This window comes from Hyphomicrobium sp. MC1, from assembly GCF_000253295.1.
Taxonomy (GTDB): domain Bacteria; phylum Pseudomonadota; class Alphaproteobacteria; order Rhizobiales; family Hyphomicrobiaceae; genus Hyphomicrobium_B.
Genome location: NC_015717.1, coordinates 577,964 through 594,973 on the forward strand (window position 1 = coordinate 577,964; position 17,010 = coordinate 594,973).

16 protein-coding genes are annotated in these 17,010 nt (G+C 60.1%); 6 read left to right on the forward strand and 10 right to left on the reverse strand.

The window, feature by feature from the left end:
* Window positions 1–111 precede the first annotated feature (111 nt).
* The 8 genes from phoB to HYPMC_RS02695 all read right to left on the reverse strand — a co-directional run bounded on the left by phoB (window position 112) and on the right by HYPMC_RS02695 (window position 7,560).
* Complete coding sequence (gene phoB, locus HYPMC_RS02660) at window positions 112–816, reverse strand: phosphate regulon transcriptional regulator PhoB (protein ID WP_013946231.1); 705 nt, start codon at window positions 814–816, stop codon at window positions 112–114.
* 35 nt (window positions 817–851) lie between these two features.
* Window positions 852–1,565, reverse strand: a complete 714-nt coding sequence (gene phoU, locus HYPMC_RS02665; protein ID WP_013946232.1) for a phosphate signaling complex protein PhoU — start codon at window positions 1,563–1,565, stop codon at window positions 852–854.
* A gap of 40 nt (window positions 1,566–1,605) precedes the next feature.
* A complete protein-coding gene (gene pstB / locus HYPMC_RS02670) occupies window positions 1,606–2,391 on the reverse strand; it encodes a phosphate ABC transporter ATP-binding protein PstB (protein WP_013946233.1) in 786 nt (261 codons plus the stop codon).
* Window positions 2,388–3,239 carry a phosphate ABC transporter permease PstA gene (gene pstA / locus HYPMC_RS02675; protein WP_013946234.1) on the reverse strand — a complete coding sequence of 284 codons (852 nt, stop codon included), beginning with the start codon at window positions 3,237–3,239 and terminating at the stop codon, window positions 2,388–2,390. The genes pstB and pstA overlap by 4 nt, the downstream gene beginning before the upstream one ends.
* Before the next feature lie 2 nt (window positions 3,240–3,241).
* The gene (gene pstC, locus HYPMC_RS02680) at window positions 3,242–4,225 is read right to left on the reverse strand and encodes a phosphate ABC transporter permease subunit PstC (RefSeq protein ID WP_024275342.1); all 984 of its coding nucleotides are present in this window, start codon (window positions 4,223–4,225) and stop codon (window positions 3,242–3,244) included.
* 97 nt (window positions 4,226–4,322) lie between these two features.
* Window positions 4,323–5,351 (reverse strand): phosphate ABC transporter substrate-binding protein PstS, encoded by a 1,029-nt coding sequence (pstS, locus tag HYPMC_RS02685; protein WP_029670825.1) that lies wholly within the window; start codon window positions 5,349–5,351, stop codon window positions 4,323–4,325.
* 403 nt (window positions 5,352–5,754) lie between these two features.
* The gene (locus tag HYPMC_RS02690; RefSeq protein WP_244420965.1) at window positions 5,755–6,831 is read right to left on the reverse strand and encodes an ATP-binding protein; all 1,077 of its coding nucleotides are present in this window, start codon (window positions 6,829–6,831) and stop codon (window positions 5,755–5,757) included.
* Between the two features lie 234 nt (window positions 6,832–7,065).
* Entirely contained in the window at window positions 7,066–7,560 is a 495-nt protein-coding gene (locus HYPMC_RS02695; RefSeq protein WP_013946239.1) for an Rrf2 family transcriptional regulator, read from the reverse strand.
* 214 nt (window positions 7,561–7,774) lie between these two features.
* On the opposite strand from HYPMC_RS02695, the gene HYPMC_RS02700 reads away from it, so the two are divergent.
* From HYPMC_RS02700 to HYPMC_RS02720, 5 genes are read left to right on the forward strand one after another with little or no spacing between them, the layout of a single operon-like run.
* The gene (locus HYPMC_RS02700) at window positions 7,775–9,073 is read left to right on the forward strand and encodes an imelysin family protein (RefSeq protein ID WP_013946240.1); all 1,299 of its coding nucleotides are present in this window, start codon (window positions 7,775–7,777) and stop codon (window positions 9,071–9,073) included.
* A gap of 48 nt (window positions 9,074–9,121) precedes the next feature.
* Complete coding sequence (locus tag HYPMC_RS02705) at window positions 9,122–10,573, forward strand: multicopper oxidase family protein (protein WP_013946241.1); 1,452 nt, start codon at window positions 9,122–9,124, stop codon at window positions 10,571–10,573.
* The gene (locus HYPMC_RS02710) at window positions 10,570–11,739 is read left to right on the forward strand and encodes a di-heme oxidoredictase family protein (RefSeq protein ID WP_013946242.1); all 1,170 of its coding nucleotides are present in this window, start codon (window positions 10,570–10,572) and stop codon (window positions 11,737–11,739) included. The genes HYPMC_RS02705 and HYPMC_RS02710 overlap by 4 nt, the downstream gene beginning before the upstream one ends.
* Window positions 11,736–12,809 carry an imelysin family protein gene (locus HYPMC_RS02715; protein WP_013946243.1) on the forward strand — a complete coding sequence of 358 codons (1,074 nt, stop codon included), beginning with the start codon at window positions 11,736–11,738 and terminating at the stop codon, window positions 12,807–12,809. Before HYPMC_RS02710 ends, HYPMC_RS02715 begins: the two co-directional genes overlap by 4 nt.
* Window positions 12,790–13,905, forward strand: coding sequence for a DUF1513 domain-containing protein (locus HYPMC_RS02720; protein ID WP_013946244.1), 1,116 nt, complete (start codon window positions 12,790–12,792; stop codon window positions 13,903–13,905). Before HYPMC_RS02715 ends, HYPMC_RS02720 begins: the two co-directional genes overlap by 20 nt.
* On the opposite strand, the gene HYPMC_RS02725 is transcribed toward HYPMC_RS02720, so the two are convergent.
* Window positions 13,884–14,495: an NTP transferase domain-containing protein gene (locus HYPMC_RS02725; RefSeq protein WP_013946245.1), complete on the reverse strand. Its 612-nt coding sequence runs from the start codon at window positions 14,493–14,495 to the stop codon at window positions 13,884–13,886. The two genes, HYPMC_RS02720 and HYPMC_RS02725, sit on opposite strands and share 22 nt — an antisense overlap.
* Window positions 14,492–15,523, reverse strand: coding sequence for an XdhC family protein (locus HYPMC_RS02730; RefSeq protein ID WP_013946246.1), 1,032 nt, complete (start codon window positions 15,521–15,523; stop codon window positions 14,492–14,494). Before HYPMC_RS02730 ends, HYPMC_RS02725 begins: the two co-directional genes overlap by 4 nt.
* Before the next feature lie 71 nt (window positions 15,524–15,594).
* Between HYPMC_RS02730 and rimO the strand changes: the two genes are divergently transcribed.
* Entirely contained in the window at window positions 15,595–16,989 is a 1,395-nt protein-coding gene (gene rimO, locus HYPMC_RS02735) for a 30S ribosomal protein S12 methylthiotransferase RimO (RefSeq protein ID WP_013946247.1), read from the forward strand.
* Window positions 16,990–17,010: the final 21 nt, after the last annotated feature.

Here is a 17,010-nt window from a genome sequence, read left to right on the forward strand (position 1 = left end):
TCTTTAGCTGTATTCTCTCGTCATCCTCGGCATGAGATCGGGGATCTATTATGCCGCGGTGATGTTGATTGCTGGATCCTCGGGACAAGCCCGAGGACACATGGCTCGCTATTAAGCCTGCGTTTCGGCTTCGCGGCCGTCGAAGACATAGCCGGCGCCACGGACCGTGCGGATCGGATCGGCTTCGTTGCCGCGGATCAGCGATTTTCTGAGACGGCCGATGTGAACGTCGACGGTGCGCTCGTCGACCTCCGAGGACTGGCCCCATACGCGGTCGAGAAGCTGGCTGCGCGAGAGAACGCGGCGCGGGCTTTCCATGAAGACTTCGAGCATGCGGTATTCGGTCGGGCCGAGGCGGACCTCGCGGACGCCACGCGTCACTTTGTGGGCACCGCGGTCCATCGTGATCTCGCCGGAGACGAGAATATCGCTCATGCGCTCCGGCGCCGCGCGCCGGAGCAGGGCTTTCACACGTGCCATCAATTCCTGCACGGAGAACGGCTTCGTGACGTAGTCGTCGGCGCCGGTCGTCAGGCCCCGCACGCGGTCAGATTCCTCACCGCGGGCGGTCAGCAGGATGATGGGCAGGCTCTGCGTGTCGCCGCGGTTGCGCAGACGGCGGCAAAGCTCGATCCCGGAGATCTTCGGGATCATCCAATCCAATATCGCCAGATCGAAGGTTTGTTCGGCGAGCAATAGTTCGGCTTCCTCGCCATCGGCGGCTTGCACGACGTCGTAACCTTCCGACTGAAGATTGTACTTCAGAAGCTCGGCTAGCGGCGCTTCGTCTTCAACAACGATAATCTTAGCTGGCATGATATTGGATCGGGGTTGCTCTCAGGGTCGTACGGTCATTGGCGCGGCGTAATCAGTGTCGAAGAGGTCTTGTCGCCCTTCGGCCGATCGTCGGCGATCGGTACGCCGTGCACGAGGTAGTAGACGTTCTCGGCGATGTTTGTCGTGTGGTCGCCAATGCGCTCGATATTCTTGGCGCCAAAGAGGAAGTGCGTGCAGATACCGATGTTGCGCGGATCTTCCATCATGTACGTCAGGAGTTCGCGGAACAGCGAGTTATACATAGCGTCGACCTGCTGGTCGTTGCGCCAGACTTCCATCGCCTTCTCGGCATCGAGCGTCGTCAGCGCATCAAGAACGTCCTTGAGCTGCTGCTGCACCATCTCGGTCATGTGGCGCATGCCGGTCATCAGCGGCTTGGGATAGGCTTCCCCTGCAATGGTGAGAGCGCGCTTGGCGATGTTCTTGGCAAGGTCGCCGATACGCTCAAGGTCGCCCGCAATCTTGATGACTGTCATGATGTGGCGCAGGTCGTTGGCGACCGGCTGGCGGCGGGCAATCATCAGAATGACCTGGTCCTGCAGCTCGCGTTCGAGCTGGTCGACCATGACATCGTCGGAAACGGCTTTCTCGGCGAGCTTAGGGTCGCGGCGTTCGAGCGAGTCCATCGCCTGAACGAGAAGCTTTTCGGCATAGCCGCCCATCTGCGCGATGCGGCGGTCGAGGAGCTTCAACTCTTCCTCGTATGACTTCACGGTATGTTCGTTCATCGTCGTAATCCTGAAATCCGGTTTGGCCTCAACGTCATCTCTAGCCGAAGCGGCCGGTGATGTAGTCTTGCGTGCGACTATCCGTTGGGTTTGTGAAAAGCTTTTTGGTGTCGCCGAATTCGACGAGATCGCCGAGGTACATGAAAGCAGTATTCTGCGAGACGCGGACTGCCTGCTGCATGTTGTGGGTCACGATGGCGATCGTGAATTCGTTCTTCAACTCGTCGATCAGCTCTTCGACCTTAGCGGTCGAAATCGGATCGAGAGCGGAGCAGGGCTCGTCGAACAGGATGACTTCCGGGCGGATCGCAACTGTGCGGGCGATGCACAGACGTTGCTGCTGACCGCCGGATAACGACAGGCCGCTGGCGTGCAGCTTGTCTTTTACTTCCTTCCAGAGCGCTGCCTTTTCGAGGGCGCTTTCGACGCGGGCGTCGACTTCGGATTTCGGCAGGCGCTCATAAAGGCGAAGACCGAACGCGATATTTTCATAGATCGTCATCGGGAACGGCGTCGGCTTCTGGAACACCATGCCGATGCGCGAGCGCAGCAGGTTCAGGTCCTTCATGTCGAGGATGTTTTCACCGTCGAACATGATCTTACCTTCGGCGTGCTGGCCGGGATAAAGATCGTACATGCGGTTCAAAACACGCAGGAGCGTAGACTTGCCGCAACCCGAAGGTCCGATGAAGGCTGTCACCTGCCGCTCGTAAAGCGGCAACGAGATGCCTTTGAGTGCCAGAGTCGATCCGTAGTAGAACTTCAGGTCCTGGACCGAAATTTTCTCGGTCAGGCCGGTGTCGACGTCTTTTGACATTACGTTCATTTGGATGTCCTCGAAGTACCCAGGTAACGAGCGGCGATACTAAGCGTGAGCACCGCTGCGGTGATTAACAGTGCGCCGGTCCAGGCGAGGCGCTGCCAGTCCTCGTAAGGGCTCAAGGCATACTGGAAAATAACGACCGGCAAGCTTGCCATCGGAGCATTAAGATCGGTGCTCCAGAACTGGTTGTTAAGAGCGGTGAACAGAAGCGGAGCGGTTTCGCCGCTGACGCGAGCGATAGCAAGCAGCACGCCCGTGATCATGCCGGCGCGGGCCGCCTTGTAAGCCACCTTACGGATGACGAGCGACTGGGGCATGCCGAGCGCTGAAGAGGCTTCGCGAAGCTGGTTCGGAACCAGCAGCAGCATGTTTTCAGTCGTGCGAACGACCGTCGGGATGACAAGTACCGCCAGGGCCGCGGCACCAGCGATGGCCGAGAAGTGGCCCATCGTGCGGACGAGGATCTCGTAGACGAAGAGGCCCGTCACGATCGAAGGGGCGCTGAGCAGAATGTCGTTGATGAAGCGGATCACCGACGAGACTTTGCTGTAACGGCCATACTCCGCCAGATACGTGCCGGCGAGGATGCCGATTGGCGTGCCGACCGCGACGCCGATGAAGGACATCACGAAGCTGCCGGCGATGGCGTTCAGAAGGCCGCCGTCGCTGCCGGGCGGTGGCGTCATTTCCGTAAAGACCTTGAAGTTCAAGCCCGCGAAGCCTTTGAACAGCAGCGTCGCGAGGATGACGGCCAGGATCGTTAGGCCGAGCGCGGATGCCGCCCAGCACAGGCCGACGGTGATCGTGCTTCGCACGCGCCGACGGCGGTATTTTGCCATATCCAAGGCCATGTTTATGCTCCCGCCTTTTTCTCGATACGCATCAGCATGAGGCGCGCGAGAGCCAGGACGACAAAGGTTATGAAGAAGAGGATGAGGCCGAGAGCGATGAGCGACGATGTGTATATGTCGCCGACCGCTTCGGTGAATTCGTTGGCGATCGTGGCAGAGATTGTGGTGCCCGGCGCCAGAATCGATTCCGAAATTCGGTGCGCGTTGCCGATGACGAAGGTGACCGCCATCGTCTCGCCGAGCGCGCGGCCGAGGCCGAGCATGACGCCGCCGATGATGCCGACGCGGGTATAGGGAATGACGACGTTTTTCACGACTTCGCGGGTGGTCCATCCCAAGCCGTAGGCGGCTTCTTTCAGCACCGCCGGGACGGTCTCAAAAACGTCGCGGCAGACCGCAGTAATGAAGGGAAGCACCATCATCGCCAGGATGAGGGCAGAGGTCAGAATGCCGATGCCATATGGCGGACCGGCGAACAGGCCGTTGAGGATCGGGATCGGTTTGAAGAAGGCGATCAGTTCGGGCTGGACATAGCGCTGCAGAGTAGGAGCGAAATAGAACAAGCCCCAAATGCCGTAGATGATGCTCGGAATGCCCGCGAGCAATTCGATCGCGATGCCGATCGGACGGCGGAGGGACATCGGGCAAAGCTCGGTCAGAAATACTGCGATGCCGATGGCTATGGGAACAGCGACCAGCATGGCGATCGCCGACGTCACGATGGTGCCGTAGATCGGGGCCAGTGCGCCGAATTTCTCGGTGACAGGGTTCCAGACTTCGGTGGTGAGAAAGCTGAGGCCGAAGGTCTGGAATGCGAGCGAGCCTCCGAGGACGAGCGATACGAAAATCGCGCTCAGGAGGATCAGTACGAAATAAGCGGAAGATTTGGTTAGCACGCGGAACATCGTGTCCGTCGTTTTTAGACCTTCAAGTACTTTGCGTCTGGCTGCCGCCGCAGCCATCGCTTGCGTGTTGGCGTCTGTCATGAAGGTCAAGTTTCCGCTCCGCACCAGGATAAGGACATCATTTTTTTGCGCAGCCGAGAGGCACCCGAAAGCGGGCGTCTCTCGGCCTAGCGAACGCTTAGTTCGAAAGAACCGGTTTGTTGTCGTCGCCGACAATGTCAGCCCAGCTCTTCTTGATCATCGCAACGACGTTGTCCGGAAGCGGAACGTAGTCAAGGTCTTCCGCAGACTTGTCGCCGTTGGCGTAAGCCCATTCGAAGAACTTGAGGGCTTCCTTGGCGGCAGCAGCATCCTTCGACTTCTTGTGCATCAGGATGAAGGTCGGGTTCGTGATCGGCCACGATTCTGCACCCGGCTGGTCCGTCAGGATAACGCCCATGCCCGGAGCCGAAGCCCAGTCAGCGTTAGACGCCGCGGCCTGGAAGGCGGTGATGACCGGAGCAACGGTCTTGCCGTCCTTGTTGATCATCTTCGTGTACGTCAGCTTGTTCTGCTTGGCGTAGGCGTATTCGACGTAGCCGATAGCGCCCTTCGTCTGCATCACGTTGTTGGCGACGCCTTCGTTGCCCTTCGCGCCGATGCCGACCGGAAACTGGACCGACGTGTTCGAGCCAACGTTTTCCTTGAACTCAGGGCTGACCTTCGAGAGGTAGTTCGTCCAAACGAACGTCGTGCCCGATCCGTCCGAGCGGAAGACAACAGCGATGGCATCCGACGGAAGCTTCACGTCCGGGTTCAGCTTCTTGATGGCCGGGTCGTCCCAGGTCTTGATTTCGCCGAGGTAGATCTTGGCGATGGTCGGGCCATCGAGAACGATTTCGCCCGGCTTGATGCCATCGAGGTTAGCAACCGGAACGATGCCGCCCATGACGGTCGGGAACTGGACGAGGCCGTTCTTCTCGAGTTCTTCACCCTTGAGCGGCTTGTCCGAAGCGCCGAACGTGACGGTGTTGGCTTCGATCTGCTTGATGCCGCCGCCGGAGCCAATCGACTGATAGTTCAAGCCGACGCCGGTCTCTTTCTTGTAGGCGTCAGCCCACTTTGCGTAGATCGGATACGGGAACGTGGCACCCGCGCCGGAAATGTTGTCGGCTTTGACGGGGGCGGTCGCAGCGGCTGTCGCCGCAAACGCCGCAATAAGCGCCATAAAAGACTGTTTCACTCGTGGTCTCCTTGTTGAACGGGGGCTTGAGGCCTCGCCACTCCATCTGCCGGGCGAGCCGGCAAGCACTCTCTAGTCCAGTTAGTTCACGCCTTTGTGAAACGTTAACGGATTGTTTTCTAAGCCGTGGAAATCGTCCGTAGTCGTCTCTTTCAGATGCGGTGATCGGGTTTCTTCCGACGGATCCTGCAAAGATGCTCCCTGAGAGAACAATTTTAGGAAGCGTCTGCGGCCCTCCCCCAAGGCGCGCGCCGCGCAAGATTAGGTTGTTCGGACTAGGCCAACTGGCTTTCAGCGGCAGTCATAACACTGTCATCCAACGCGGGACTCGTTCTAGCGAGTTCAAGCTATGGAATTGTGACAGTCTAGTTATATGATTTTATTATATTTATTTGTAGGCGGGCAGAGAGACGTTGAAAGTGGTGCCCTGGCCGACCACCGATTGGACGGAAAGCTCGGCTTCGTGCCGGTTCAGCACGTGCTTGACGATCGCGAGGCCGAGACCTGTGCCGCCGATGCGGCGGCTATGTTCGGCGCTAACGCGGTAGAAGCGCTCGGTGAGGCGGGGCAAATGCTCAGGCGCGATGCCTGGACCGTTATCCGTGATCGAGACGTGAGCGCGTGCGGGAAATTTTTCGTCTCGCGCACTGTTTTTCTTCAGTAGGGAAACTTTTACGGAGCCGCCTTCTTTGCCGTATTTGACGGCATTTTCAACGAGGTTGTGAAAGACCTGGAACAACTCATCGCGATCGCCCATCGCAATCAGCGGGCCGGCTGATGGTTCGACCTCGATTGTGATGTGCCGTTCTTCTGCAAAAGGCATCAAAGAGCGGGTGACGTCTTCGATGAGATCGTTGACGTCAACGCGGCCTTCCGGCTTCAGGTTGGCCTTTTCCTCGACGCGGCTGAGCAGCAGCAGATCGTCGATCAGGCGCGTCATGCGTTCGGCCTGATCGGCCATGATGGCGAGGAAGCGTTCTCGGGCTTTTTCGTCATTTCGCGCCGGGCCTTGCAGGGTTTCGATGAAGCCGCGCACGGATGCCAGCGGTGTTCTAAGTTCGTGGCTGGCGTTGGCGATAAAGTCCGTGCGCATCTCAAGCAGGCGATGCTGCTCGGATTCATCATGGATTGTAATTAGCGCGGCAATCGGCGGGCGTTCTACCGCGGCGCCGAGGGGGGCAACAGTGGCGATGAGACGCTGACCGGCACCGCCGCGCGGAACGAGATGTGCGGTGCCTTTCTCGCCGTTCTGAAGTGCGTTGGAAACGGCTGAGATCAACTCGGGATCGCGGTTGACGTGCTCGAGCGGGACGCCTTGGCGAAGGCGGTCGAACAGGCCGCGGGCGGCAGCGTTATAATTAAGGATGACGGAGGCTTCATCGAGCACGATCGCGGGATCGGGCATCGCGGCGGCGAGATCGATCCAAGTCAAATTCTTATCTGAGCTTGAGCCAATGCCTGTCATGTCACTCGCTTTTTGATCGAGCGTAACGCGTGGCCATGCAAATAACGCGGCAATGGCAGCAAACAATCCACAGCCGAAGAAAATTAAATCGCGAAGTGGCCCGGTCGCCCAGATCGACAATAGAGCGAACAAAAGAAGGGCGACAGCGCAAAGGGCTGCAAAACTTAGGCGAGCGTTCTCACGGGTCATGCCCGTTGGAGTAATCTTGAAGGGCGCCATAAGCTAGTCAGCAATTCAGGTGCGCCGCGTGCCGCGTGCTGCCGGCTTCTTGCTACGCAATTTGTGGTCCGAATCGCTCGATCCGTTCGGTTCGGTTTCGGTGAATCCGATCGGCGACTTGACCGCGAGCTCCGCAAGCGTGTGCTGATCGAGGACAGAGATGAATGCTGTCAGCGCGTCGTCGAACATGGCGTTGATGTTGCCGGGGTCGGCTTCGCTGGGCTGGTCGGAATTCCCGCCCTCGACTTGAACGCGCGTCACTTCGATGGCGCGGACCACGTCGCCGACACGGATTTGGGTAGCCGGGCGGGCAAGGCGGACGCCGCCGTTGGGACCTCTTACGGCGGTCAGAAATCCGGCGTGCGACAAAATGTGGACGATCTTGAAGACATTCTGCTTCGTGACGCCCAGACGGTCTGAGACGTCAGCAACTTTCACAAGCTGGTCTTTTGCCTGCGCACAATCGATCAGAATGCGGATCGCGTGGCCGGTTTGCTTCGTCAAGCGCATATTCGAATTACCTGGACCGCGCGATCGCGACGGAAGAATTCCTACCCCTGCTTGTTTCAAATTCTTGTCAGGGTGGCAAGTGGCCGAACTGACCTGAGTTCACTTGACACTTAATTGCGCCGGCTTTCTATACCATCGAGGTCAATAATGGGGCTGGGCGAATCCGTTCGAGTGTTGCGGATCGCAGAGGACAGCAAGCTGCGGGAGATCTGTGATGTCGAAGAAAGCAAATTTGTGGACCTGCGCAACTCGATTTGCGGCCGTATCGGCCGTTGCTCTGGCCGTCAGCTGTGGACCGGCGCTCGCGGCTCCGCCTGCCACCAAAGACATCATGAAAAACTACGGCGACATGGCCGAGGCAATGTATGGCGATGCGCTGGCGAAAGCCAAGGATCTCGACAAGTCGATTGACGCGTTTTTAGCGTCCCCGAACGCCGAGACGCTGGCGGCCGCGCGCACGGCCTGGAAAGCTTCGCGCGTTCCCTACATGCAGACTGAGGGCTTCCGCTTCGGCAATAAGATCGTCGACGATTGGGAGGGCGAGGTGAACTCGTGGCCGCTCGATGAAGGCCTCATCGATTATGTCGACGAAGCGAGCTACGGCGATACGAAGGAAGAAAATCCGCTCTACACGGCCAATGTCATCGCCAACAAGAAAATCCGCCTCGGGCCGAAAATGCTCGACGCCAGCAAGATCGACAAGACGGTCATCGCGAAGCTCAACAGCGCGCTCGATGTCGAAGCGAACGTCGGTACCGGATATCACGCGATCGAGTTCCTGCTCTGGGGACAGGATCTGCACGGCACAGGACCGGGTGCAGGCGAGCGTCCGGCAAGCGATTACGACCTCAAGAACTGCACGCATGGTAATTGCGACCGCCGCCGCGATTACCTGAAAGCCGCTTCGGGTCTGTTGGTCGATGATCTTGCCGAGATGGTCGATGACTGGAAGACGGACGGCAAAGCTCGCAAGGCGCTTGCGGAGCAGAACGACAATGCACAGCTCTCGACGATCCTCACGGGTCTTGGTTCGCTGTCGTACGGAGAGCTTGCAGGCGAGCGCATGAAGCTTGGCGTTCTGCTGCATGATCCGGAGGAAGAGCACGATTGCTTCTCCGACAACACGCATAACAGCCATTACTACGATCAGGTCGGCATGATGGAGATCTGGAGCGGCAAGTACGACGGCGTGACGCCGGTCAGTGGGCCGAGCATCGCCGAGCTTGCTCGCGATAAGGCGCCGGATGCCGCAAAGCGTGTCGATGATGCGATGGCGGTGACGCTGGAGAAGATCAAGGCGATCAAGACCAAGGCCGACTCCGGCGAAATGGCTTACGACCAGATGCTGGCGGCCGGGAACGAGACCGGAAACAAGATGATCCTGGATGCCGTCGATGCGCTCGTTGCGCAGGCGCGCGCTATCGAGGCGGTCGTTGCGGCGCTTGGCCTCAAAGTGAAGATCGAAGGGTCGGATAGTCTCGACGATCCCGATAAGGTCGCCAAGGCGAAGTAAGGTGATTTCGGTCAAAGCGCAGCGGCTGCGAGCTGAAAGGGTGCACGCATGGTAACGCGTCGCGACCTCATGCTCGGAGCCGCAGCCTTCACCGCTAGCGCGGGGGTGGGGTTTGTCGCCCCCGGGCGTAAGGTTCAGGCAAAAGAAGTCATCGCCAAGCCGATCGCGCACGGCGTTAAGTCGCTTGCGCTCGATCTCGCAGAGCGGCCGACGGCATTACCATGTTTCGGCGGCAAGACGCTGCCGCTCTGGACGTTTGAAGCCGGCCCGACGTTTCCGATCGTGCGGGTTAAGCTCGGCGAGCGGCTCGATACGGTTTTCCGAAACCATCTGCCGCGCAACGGCGAGGTCGCCTCGATCCATTGGCACGGGCTTCGAATTCCGAACGCGGAAGATGGCGTTCCGTATCTGACACAGCAGCCGATACCGCCGGGCGGCGAGGGACGGTATGCATTCGTGCCGCCCGACACGGGCTCGTTCTTCTTTCACACGCACTGCAATTCGGTGGAGCACTTCGGGCGCGGATTGGTTGGCGCACTGATCGTCGAAGGTGACGAGATAGAGCCGGCGGATGCGGAATACGTGCTGCTTGCCAAAGACTGGCGCATCGGACCCGACGGCAAATTTCTTCCGTTCTCGACGGACGAGGGTGCAGCCAAAGGCGGGACGCCCGGAACGATCCGGTCCGTCAATGGTGCGACGTCGCCGGTGATCACGGTCCCATCGTCGGCGAATGTTCGTATCCGGTTTTACAACCTCGATCCGATGCGCATTTCCGAGATCGGATTTGAGGACGCGGAAGCTGCGATCATCGCCATCGATGGCAACGGTCTGCCGCCGATGACGTTCGAATCGTGGCGTCTCGGCACGGCGATGCGCGTCGATATTCTGTTGCGTACGGCAGCGCCCGGCGGGTCGATCAAACTCTATGATTACTTCGCGAAAGAACCGTTCGTGCTTGCCGAGTTCAAATCGGAAGGCCCGCCGAAACGCTCGGACGCGTTCGAGCCGACGCCGCTCAAGGTGATGCCGTTTCCGAAACTCGACGAAGCGAACGCGCAAATCGTTCCATTCGAGTTTTCAGCGACGCCGACAGGACAGTCCATCGCGGATATCGGCGCCGGTCCCGGCATCGAGCTTGGGCCGCTCTGTCTGACGAAGCGGACGTTCTGGGCGATCAACAAGCGCGCGTGGCCAGGGCAGGATCATCGCGATCTCGGGCCGCCGCTTGCGGTGCTGAAATCTGGGCAAAGCTATATATTCGAACTCGATAATACGACGCCGCGGTCGCATCCGATCCATATCCATGGCCACACATTTGAAGTGTTGAATTCAAGTAAACGGAAGCTTCCGCGCTTCCGTTGCGATACGGTGCTGCTGATCCCGAACGAGCGCATCCAGGTCGGATTGGTTGCGGGCCTTCCGGGAAAATGGATGTTCCATTGCCATATCCTCGAACATCAAGAGACGGGCATGATGGGGTACATCGAGGTCGTATGACGCGGCGGTTGCAGGCCCTGTCGGTGCTGGCATTGTTCGCCGGAATGTTGCTGCCTGATGCCGGTTGCGCCGATCCGCTCGATGCTGCCGTCGGCAAAGCGCTGTTCGACCGGCAGTGGATTCCGGCGCCGTCTTCGACGAACGGAACGGATGGTCTTGGGCCGCTGTTTGTGTCGCGGTCATGCACGGGCTGTCATGCCCGCGCGGACGGTGCGCATGTGGTCGTGCGCGATGATGGCAAACCGGACATCGCTGGCGCAGTCGTTCGCTTCGGCACCGCCGACGGCGCCACAGATTCTTATTATGGTCTTGAACTGCAAACCAACGCGATCCCCGGATTGAAATCCGAGGGCAGCGCACGATTTCTACCGCACCTTAGTTACAACCTGAATGGGCCGCCGCTGGGGGAGGGCGTGCATGCGGGCGTTCGTCTTGCTCCGCAGTTGTTCGGCAAGGCCGCGTTCGACGACGTGTCGGACGAAGAGATCGTAAAGCGCGCCGCCGCCAACGCGAAGAGCGGTGGGCCCGTCAAAGGCCGCGCCAACGTCACGCCGCACGGCGTCGGCCGTTATGGCTGGAAAGCGGCGCACGTTTCGATCGACGAGCAGATCGCGCATGCGTTCGCGTTCGATATCGGGCTGTCGAGCCCGCTGTTTCCGTTGCCGTATGGCGACTGCACGACGGCTGAGACGGCCTGTCTGTCCGCGCCGAACGGCGAAAGTCCGGCGTTCGAGGGGCGCGAGCTTTCGTCGCCGATGATCGGTGTCGTCGCAAGTTATCTGAAATCGCTTCGCGCCCGGCCCGTGACTGAGGCTTTGGCGCTATTTACTTCGACGGGATGTGCGGCATGCCATGTCCCGGCGCTCACGGCGCGGGACGGGCGGCAAATTCCGGCCTTCACCGATCTTTTGCTTCACGATATGGGTCCAGGGCTCGATGACCATGTCGGAGAGCCGGGCGTGAAATCGTTCGAATGGCGGACGGCGCCGTTAATCAATGGCCGTTTGCGGCCCGAAGACCGGCGCTATCTTCACGACGGTTCGGCTGCAACGGTTGAAGACGCGATCAAGCGGCACGGTGGAGAAGCGGAACACAGCCGTAATCTTTTTGAGGCCTTGATGGTCGACGACAAGAAGCGACTGGTCGATTATGTGAATGGGCTATGATGGTACGAAAAGTCATGATCGCGGTGCTGGCGTTTTTGGCATTTGCGACGGAGGCGGTCAGCGCCGATCTGCCTCCTGAACCGCTGAGCCATGCGGGCATGGTGAAGGCTGCAATCGAACAATACATCATCCCGCACATCGATGGGCTGAAGGCTGCGACGGCGCCGTTGCCGGAAGCCGTCGAAGATGTTTGCAAGACGGGCTCGCCGGAAGCCGAAAAAGCGCTCCAAGAGCGCTTCGACAAGGCCGTTATCGCCTATGCGGGTGTCGATTTTCTGCGCTTCGGGCCGATGCTCGAAAAGGGGCGGCGCGAGCAGATTTCATTCTGGCCGGATCCGCGCGGGTTCGTTGCCCGGCAGATGCGGCTGTTGCTTTTGAACAAGGATGAAACGATTGCGCAGCCGGGCGCCATTCGCAAACAGAGCGCGGCTGTGCAGGGGCTTCCGGCGCTCGAAGCGCTGATGCACGATAAGAATGTGCCGCTGGGGCCGGGTGATGCCGCGCGTTACCGGTGCCTTGTGGCGCATGCGATTGCTGTCAATGTCGCAAGCCTCGCGACGGAAGTGGCCGAGGGCTGGGAGAAGCCAAACGGCTGGGCCGATAAGATGCTGCATCCAGGCCCCGCGAACGACACGTATAAAAGCGATAGCGAGGCGGCCGTCGAAGTCGTCAAGGCGTTGATCGTCGGCTTAGGGTTGACGGCCGATCTGCAGGTGAAGCCGCAGATCGATGCCAAGGTTCGGCTAACGCCGCCCTACGACAAATCGGGATTGCAGAAGGCTTATTACGCGACGAGCGTCGCGTCGCTGCATCAACTTTACGATGTTCTCAATCTTGAAAGCTGGTTGCCGCCCGATCGTCTCTGGATGAAGGATTGGGTAGTGGGGACATGGCGCACGCTCGAATCTAGCGACGGCGTCGGCGGGCATATGCCCCACGCGAAGCGAGAGGATGCGCCGACGCTTCGGGAAGTGTTCGATCGCACGAATGGATTGCGCAATATGGTCGCGAACAGGTTGTCGGTCGCGGCCAAACTGACGGTAGGTTTCAATGAACTCGATGGCGATTGATCGCAGGCAGATGCTGGTCGGCACGCTGGCGTTCGTCGGCGCGACGGCACTTCGACCGGAATTCGCGGCAGCGGGAACAAGCGCGGCTTACGTTACGGCAGCGCGCCTTGCTGACGGTTCGTTCGGCATTCTGCTGCTCAGCGCTGATGGGGCGATCTTGCGCGAAGTGCCGCTATCGGCCCGTGGACACGACATTGCTGTCGACCAGACGTCGGGGCGAGTCGTGGTGTTTGCTCGGCGACCTGGCGCGTTCGCGGTTTCTTTCGAACTCAACAACGCAACGCCACCGCATGTGTTCACGCCGGGCGAAGGACGCCACTACTTCGGGCATGGCTCGTTCTCGCAGGACGGGCGATTGCTTTACGCGTCCGAGAACGACATTGCGACGGGCATGGGCGTGATCGGCATTTATGATGTGGCCCGCAGCTTCAAGAAGATCGGCGAGCACTCGACGTTCGGCATGGGGCCGCACGAGATCATGCTGCTGGCTGACGGTAAGACGATCGCGTGCGGAAACGGCGGTCTCGATACGACACCCGAGGCGGGACGCGAAAATCTCAACGTCGATTCGATGCAGCCGTCGCTGGCGTTCGTCGATGCGGAAAGCGGCAAGCTTTTATCGAAACATGAGATGACGGGCGACGTGCAGTCGCTGTCGATCCGGCATGTGACGCAGGATGCGAACGGCGTTGTCTGGTTCGGCGGCCAATGGGAAGGCAGCCCGAGCGAGACGCCGCCGCAGATCGTTGGCAGCGCCGGGCTCGATCGGCCATTCAAGCTGCTCGAACCGCAAGGCAAAGGCGGAGATGATCTCAAGGGCTATATCGGCGCAATGGCAGTGAGCAACGACGGACGCTTCATTGCGGCGAGTGCGCCGAAGGCCGGACACGTGCTTTACGTCGATACCGCGACCGCAACCATCATTGGGCGTAGCGATCTGAAGGACGTTTGCGGTCTTGCGTCGGAAGGCGCGCGGGATTTCGCGGTATCGTCGGGCTTCGGCGTCATTCGCTACGAGACGGCGCAGGCGAGCACGATTTCAGAGCGCGCGCTACAGGACATCGCGTTCGACAATCACTTGCGGCGCATCGCCTGATCGCGGGCTTTGAAAGCCTCAAGGTCGGCTCGGGTGTCGATGTCGGCAAAGGCCCCTTCGTCGTCGCACGGCACAGGTCGCCAAAGTGCTTGATGCGAGGTGAGGATCGCCCTGCCGCCGCTATCGCCCGTGACGGTCATGAGTTCTGGAAAGAGCGATTTGGGCCAGAGGATCGGGTGCCCCCGGCGGCCGTCGCTCGCGACGGGAAAGACGATGGCTGCCGGGTTGGATCGGAACGCCGAAACAAGCGCATTCACCAGCTCCGTCGAAATGGCGGGCATGTCGGCCAGCGCAACGAGCAGGCCGTCAACGTCTTGCGAGATGCTTTTCAGGCCGGCGCGTAGCGACGTCGAGAGGCCATCGCGAGCGTCAGGATTTTCGGCAACGCGCCAGCGCCCTGGTCCGGCTGCCTTTGCCACGGCGCCATTCGCTTCTGATGTCACCAGCACGATGTCGGCAACATCGGATGCTGCCAGCGCCTGGCAAACGTGGCGGACAACGGGAATGCCGTCGATTTCAACCAACAGCTTATGGCCATCTTCGAAGCGGGATGAGCGTCCGGCGGCTAGGATGACAGCCGAGACGGTCACGCGTCAGGTGCTTTGCGGAACGCTGAGATGATCTGTGCCAGGATCGAGGTTGCGATTTCGCCCGGCGTTTCGGCTTCGATGTTGAGGCCGACGGGAGCGTGGATGCGCGCGATGTCGGCATCGGTGAAGCCAGCGGCCTTCAGGCGGTCGACGCGTTTGGCGTGCGTTCTGCGCGAGCCGAGCGCGCCGATGTAGCGGCACGGCGATTTCAAGGCGATGGACAGGGCTTCGTCGTCGATGTGGTCGACGTGAGTGAGCGTGACGACGGCGGAAAACGGATCGGCGGTGAGCTTTCTAAAACGATCCTCCGGCCAGCCCGCGATGAGCTGCGATGGGTCGAACCGTGTTGCGTTCGCGAATGCCGTGCGCGGGTCGATCACCTTCACGTCGTAGCCGGAGGCGGTCGCCATCGTCGCCAAGTGTTGGCCGATGTGGGTCGCGCCGACGATGACGATGCGCGGCGGCGGTGTCAGGGCATGGAGAAACGTTTCACCGCTTTTGTCGACGCCGCTATGGGCTCGGCGGATGGCTTCGGCGATGGCGGGATCAGTTGTGCTTGTGCCGTCATAGATTTGCCTCGCGCCGTCGGCGAGGCGCGTCATCACGACGACGGGCTCGCGGGCGGCGGCGGCACTGTCGAGTTTTTTCAGAAAGTCGAGATCGGTTTTCGGATCGAGCTTGCTGACGTGGACGCGGATCTTACCTCCACATGCCAGGCCTGCGCGCCAGGCTGTCTCGTCGGCGATCCCGAAGCTCAGCGTGTCGGGTTTGCCGCTCTCGATAACGTCCATTCCGGCGGCGATGACGTCGGCTTCGACGCACCCGCCCGACACCGAGCCCTGGAACTCATCTTCGCCGGCGATAACCATTTGTCCGCCGGCGCGGACGGGGGCCGATCCCCAGGTGTCGATGACAGTCGCAATGGCGACGGGGCGTCCGGCTTCGAGCCAAGCCCTTGCAGCGGCCCGAGGATTGGTCTTCGGGGCGTCGGATTTTTGAGGCGTTTCAGCGGTCTTGAGATCGGTCACGGGGGTATCTTCAACTGGTTGCCACAGTGTCGCGATTGCGCTTCGGAAGTCCCGAGGCTAGAAGCCCGAAGATGGCGAGACCCTCTCTAAAGATCAAGGCGAAGGCAAGTGCGAAGGTGCGGCGGCTGGCGCATGGCGCGACGGCTGAGCAAGCGCGCACGCCCAAGGTCGGCTTCGTGTCGCTCGGTTGTCCGAAGGCGCTGGTCGATAGCGAGCGCATTATTACCAAGCTGCGTTCGGAAGGCTATGCGATCGCGCGCGAGTATTCCGGCGCCGACGTTGTCGTCGTCAATACCTGCGGTTTTCTGGATTCCGCCAAGCAGGAGAGCCTCGACGCTATCGGCGAAGCGATGAACGGCAATGGCCGGGTGATCGTGACAGGGTGCTTCGGCGTCGAAGAAGGGCGCATTCGCGAGGCGCATCCGGGCGTGCTGGCGGTAACGGGGCCGCATCAATACGAGCAGGTCGTCGAAGCCGTTCACGACGCGGTGCCTCCGCTGCACGATCCTTATGTCGATCTCGTGCCGCCGGAAGGTTTGCGGCTGACGCCGCGCCACTACGCGTATCTGAAGATTTCGGAAGGCTGCAACAACCGCTGCACGTTCTGCATCATTCCATCGTTGCGCGGCGATCTTGCGAGCCGCCCCGCGAACCACGTGATGACGGAAGCGGAGCGGCTGGTGAATGCGGGCGTGAAAGAGCTGCTCGTCATCAGCCAGGACACCAGCGCGTACGGCCTCGATCTTAAATATCAAGAGAGTGCGTGGAAGGGCGGTCAGCTCAAGGCGCGCTTCCTCGACCTGTCGCGTGCGCTGGGCGATCTCGGTGCGTGGGTTCGGATGCACTACGTCTATCCTTATCCGCACGTCGATGACGTCATTCCGCTGATGGCCGAGGGCAAGATTTTGCCTTACCTCGACATTCCGTTTCAGCATGCGTCTCCGGCTGTCTTGAAGAAGATGCGGCGTCCGGCCTCGCAGGAGAAGACGGCAGAGAGAATTCGGCGCTGGCGCGACGTTTGTCCGGATCTTGCGATCCGCTCGACGTTCATCGTCGGCTTTCCCGGTGAGACCGAAGACGATTTCGCGTTTCTGCTCGATTGGCTGAAGGAAGCGAAGATCAACCGCGCCGGATGTTTCAAGTATGAAGCGGTTGAAGGCGCTCAGGCGAACGAGATTGAAGGCGCGGTTCCGGAAGAAGTGAAGGAAGAGCGCTGGCATCGCTTCATGGAAGCGCAGAAAGAGGTCAGCGGCGAATTGCTTCGCGGCAAAGTCGGCACGACGATCGACGTCATCATCGACGAGGTTGACGAGGACGGCGCTATTGGCCGCTCGAAGTGGGATGCGCCGGAGATCGACGGCAACGTGTTTCTCAACGGTGATGGCGATGTAAAGCCCGGCGATATCGTCAAGGCGAACATCATTGAGGCCGACGAATACGACCTCTGGGGCGACCGGGTGGTTTAACGGCTGGATTCCCGATCTTCG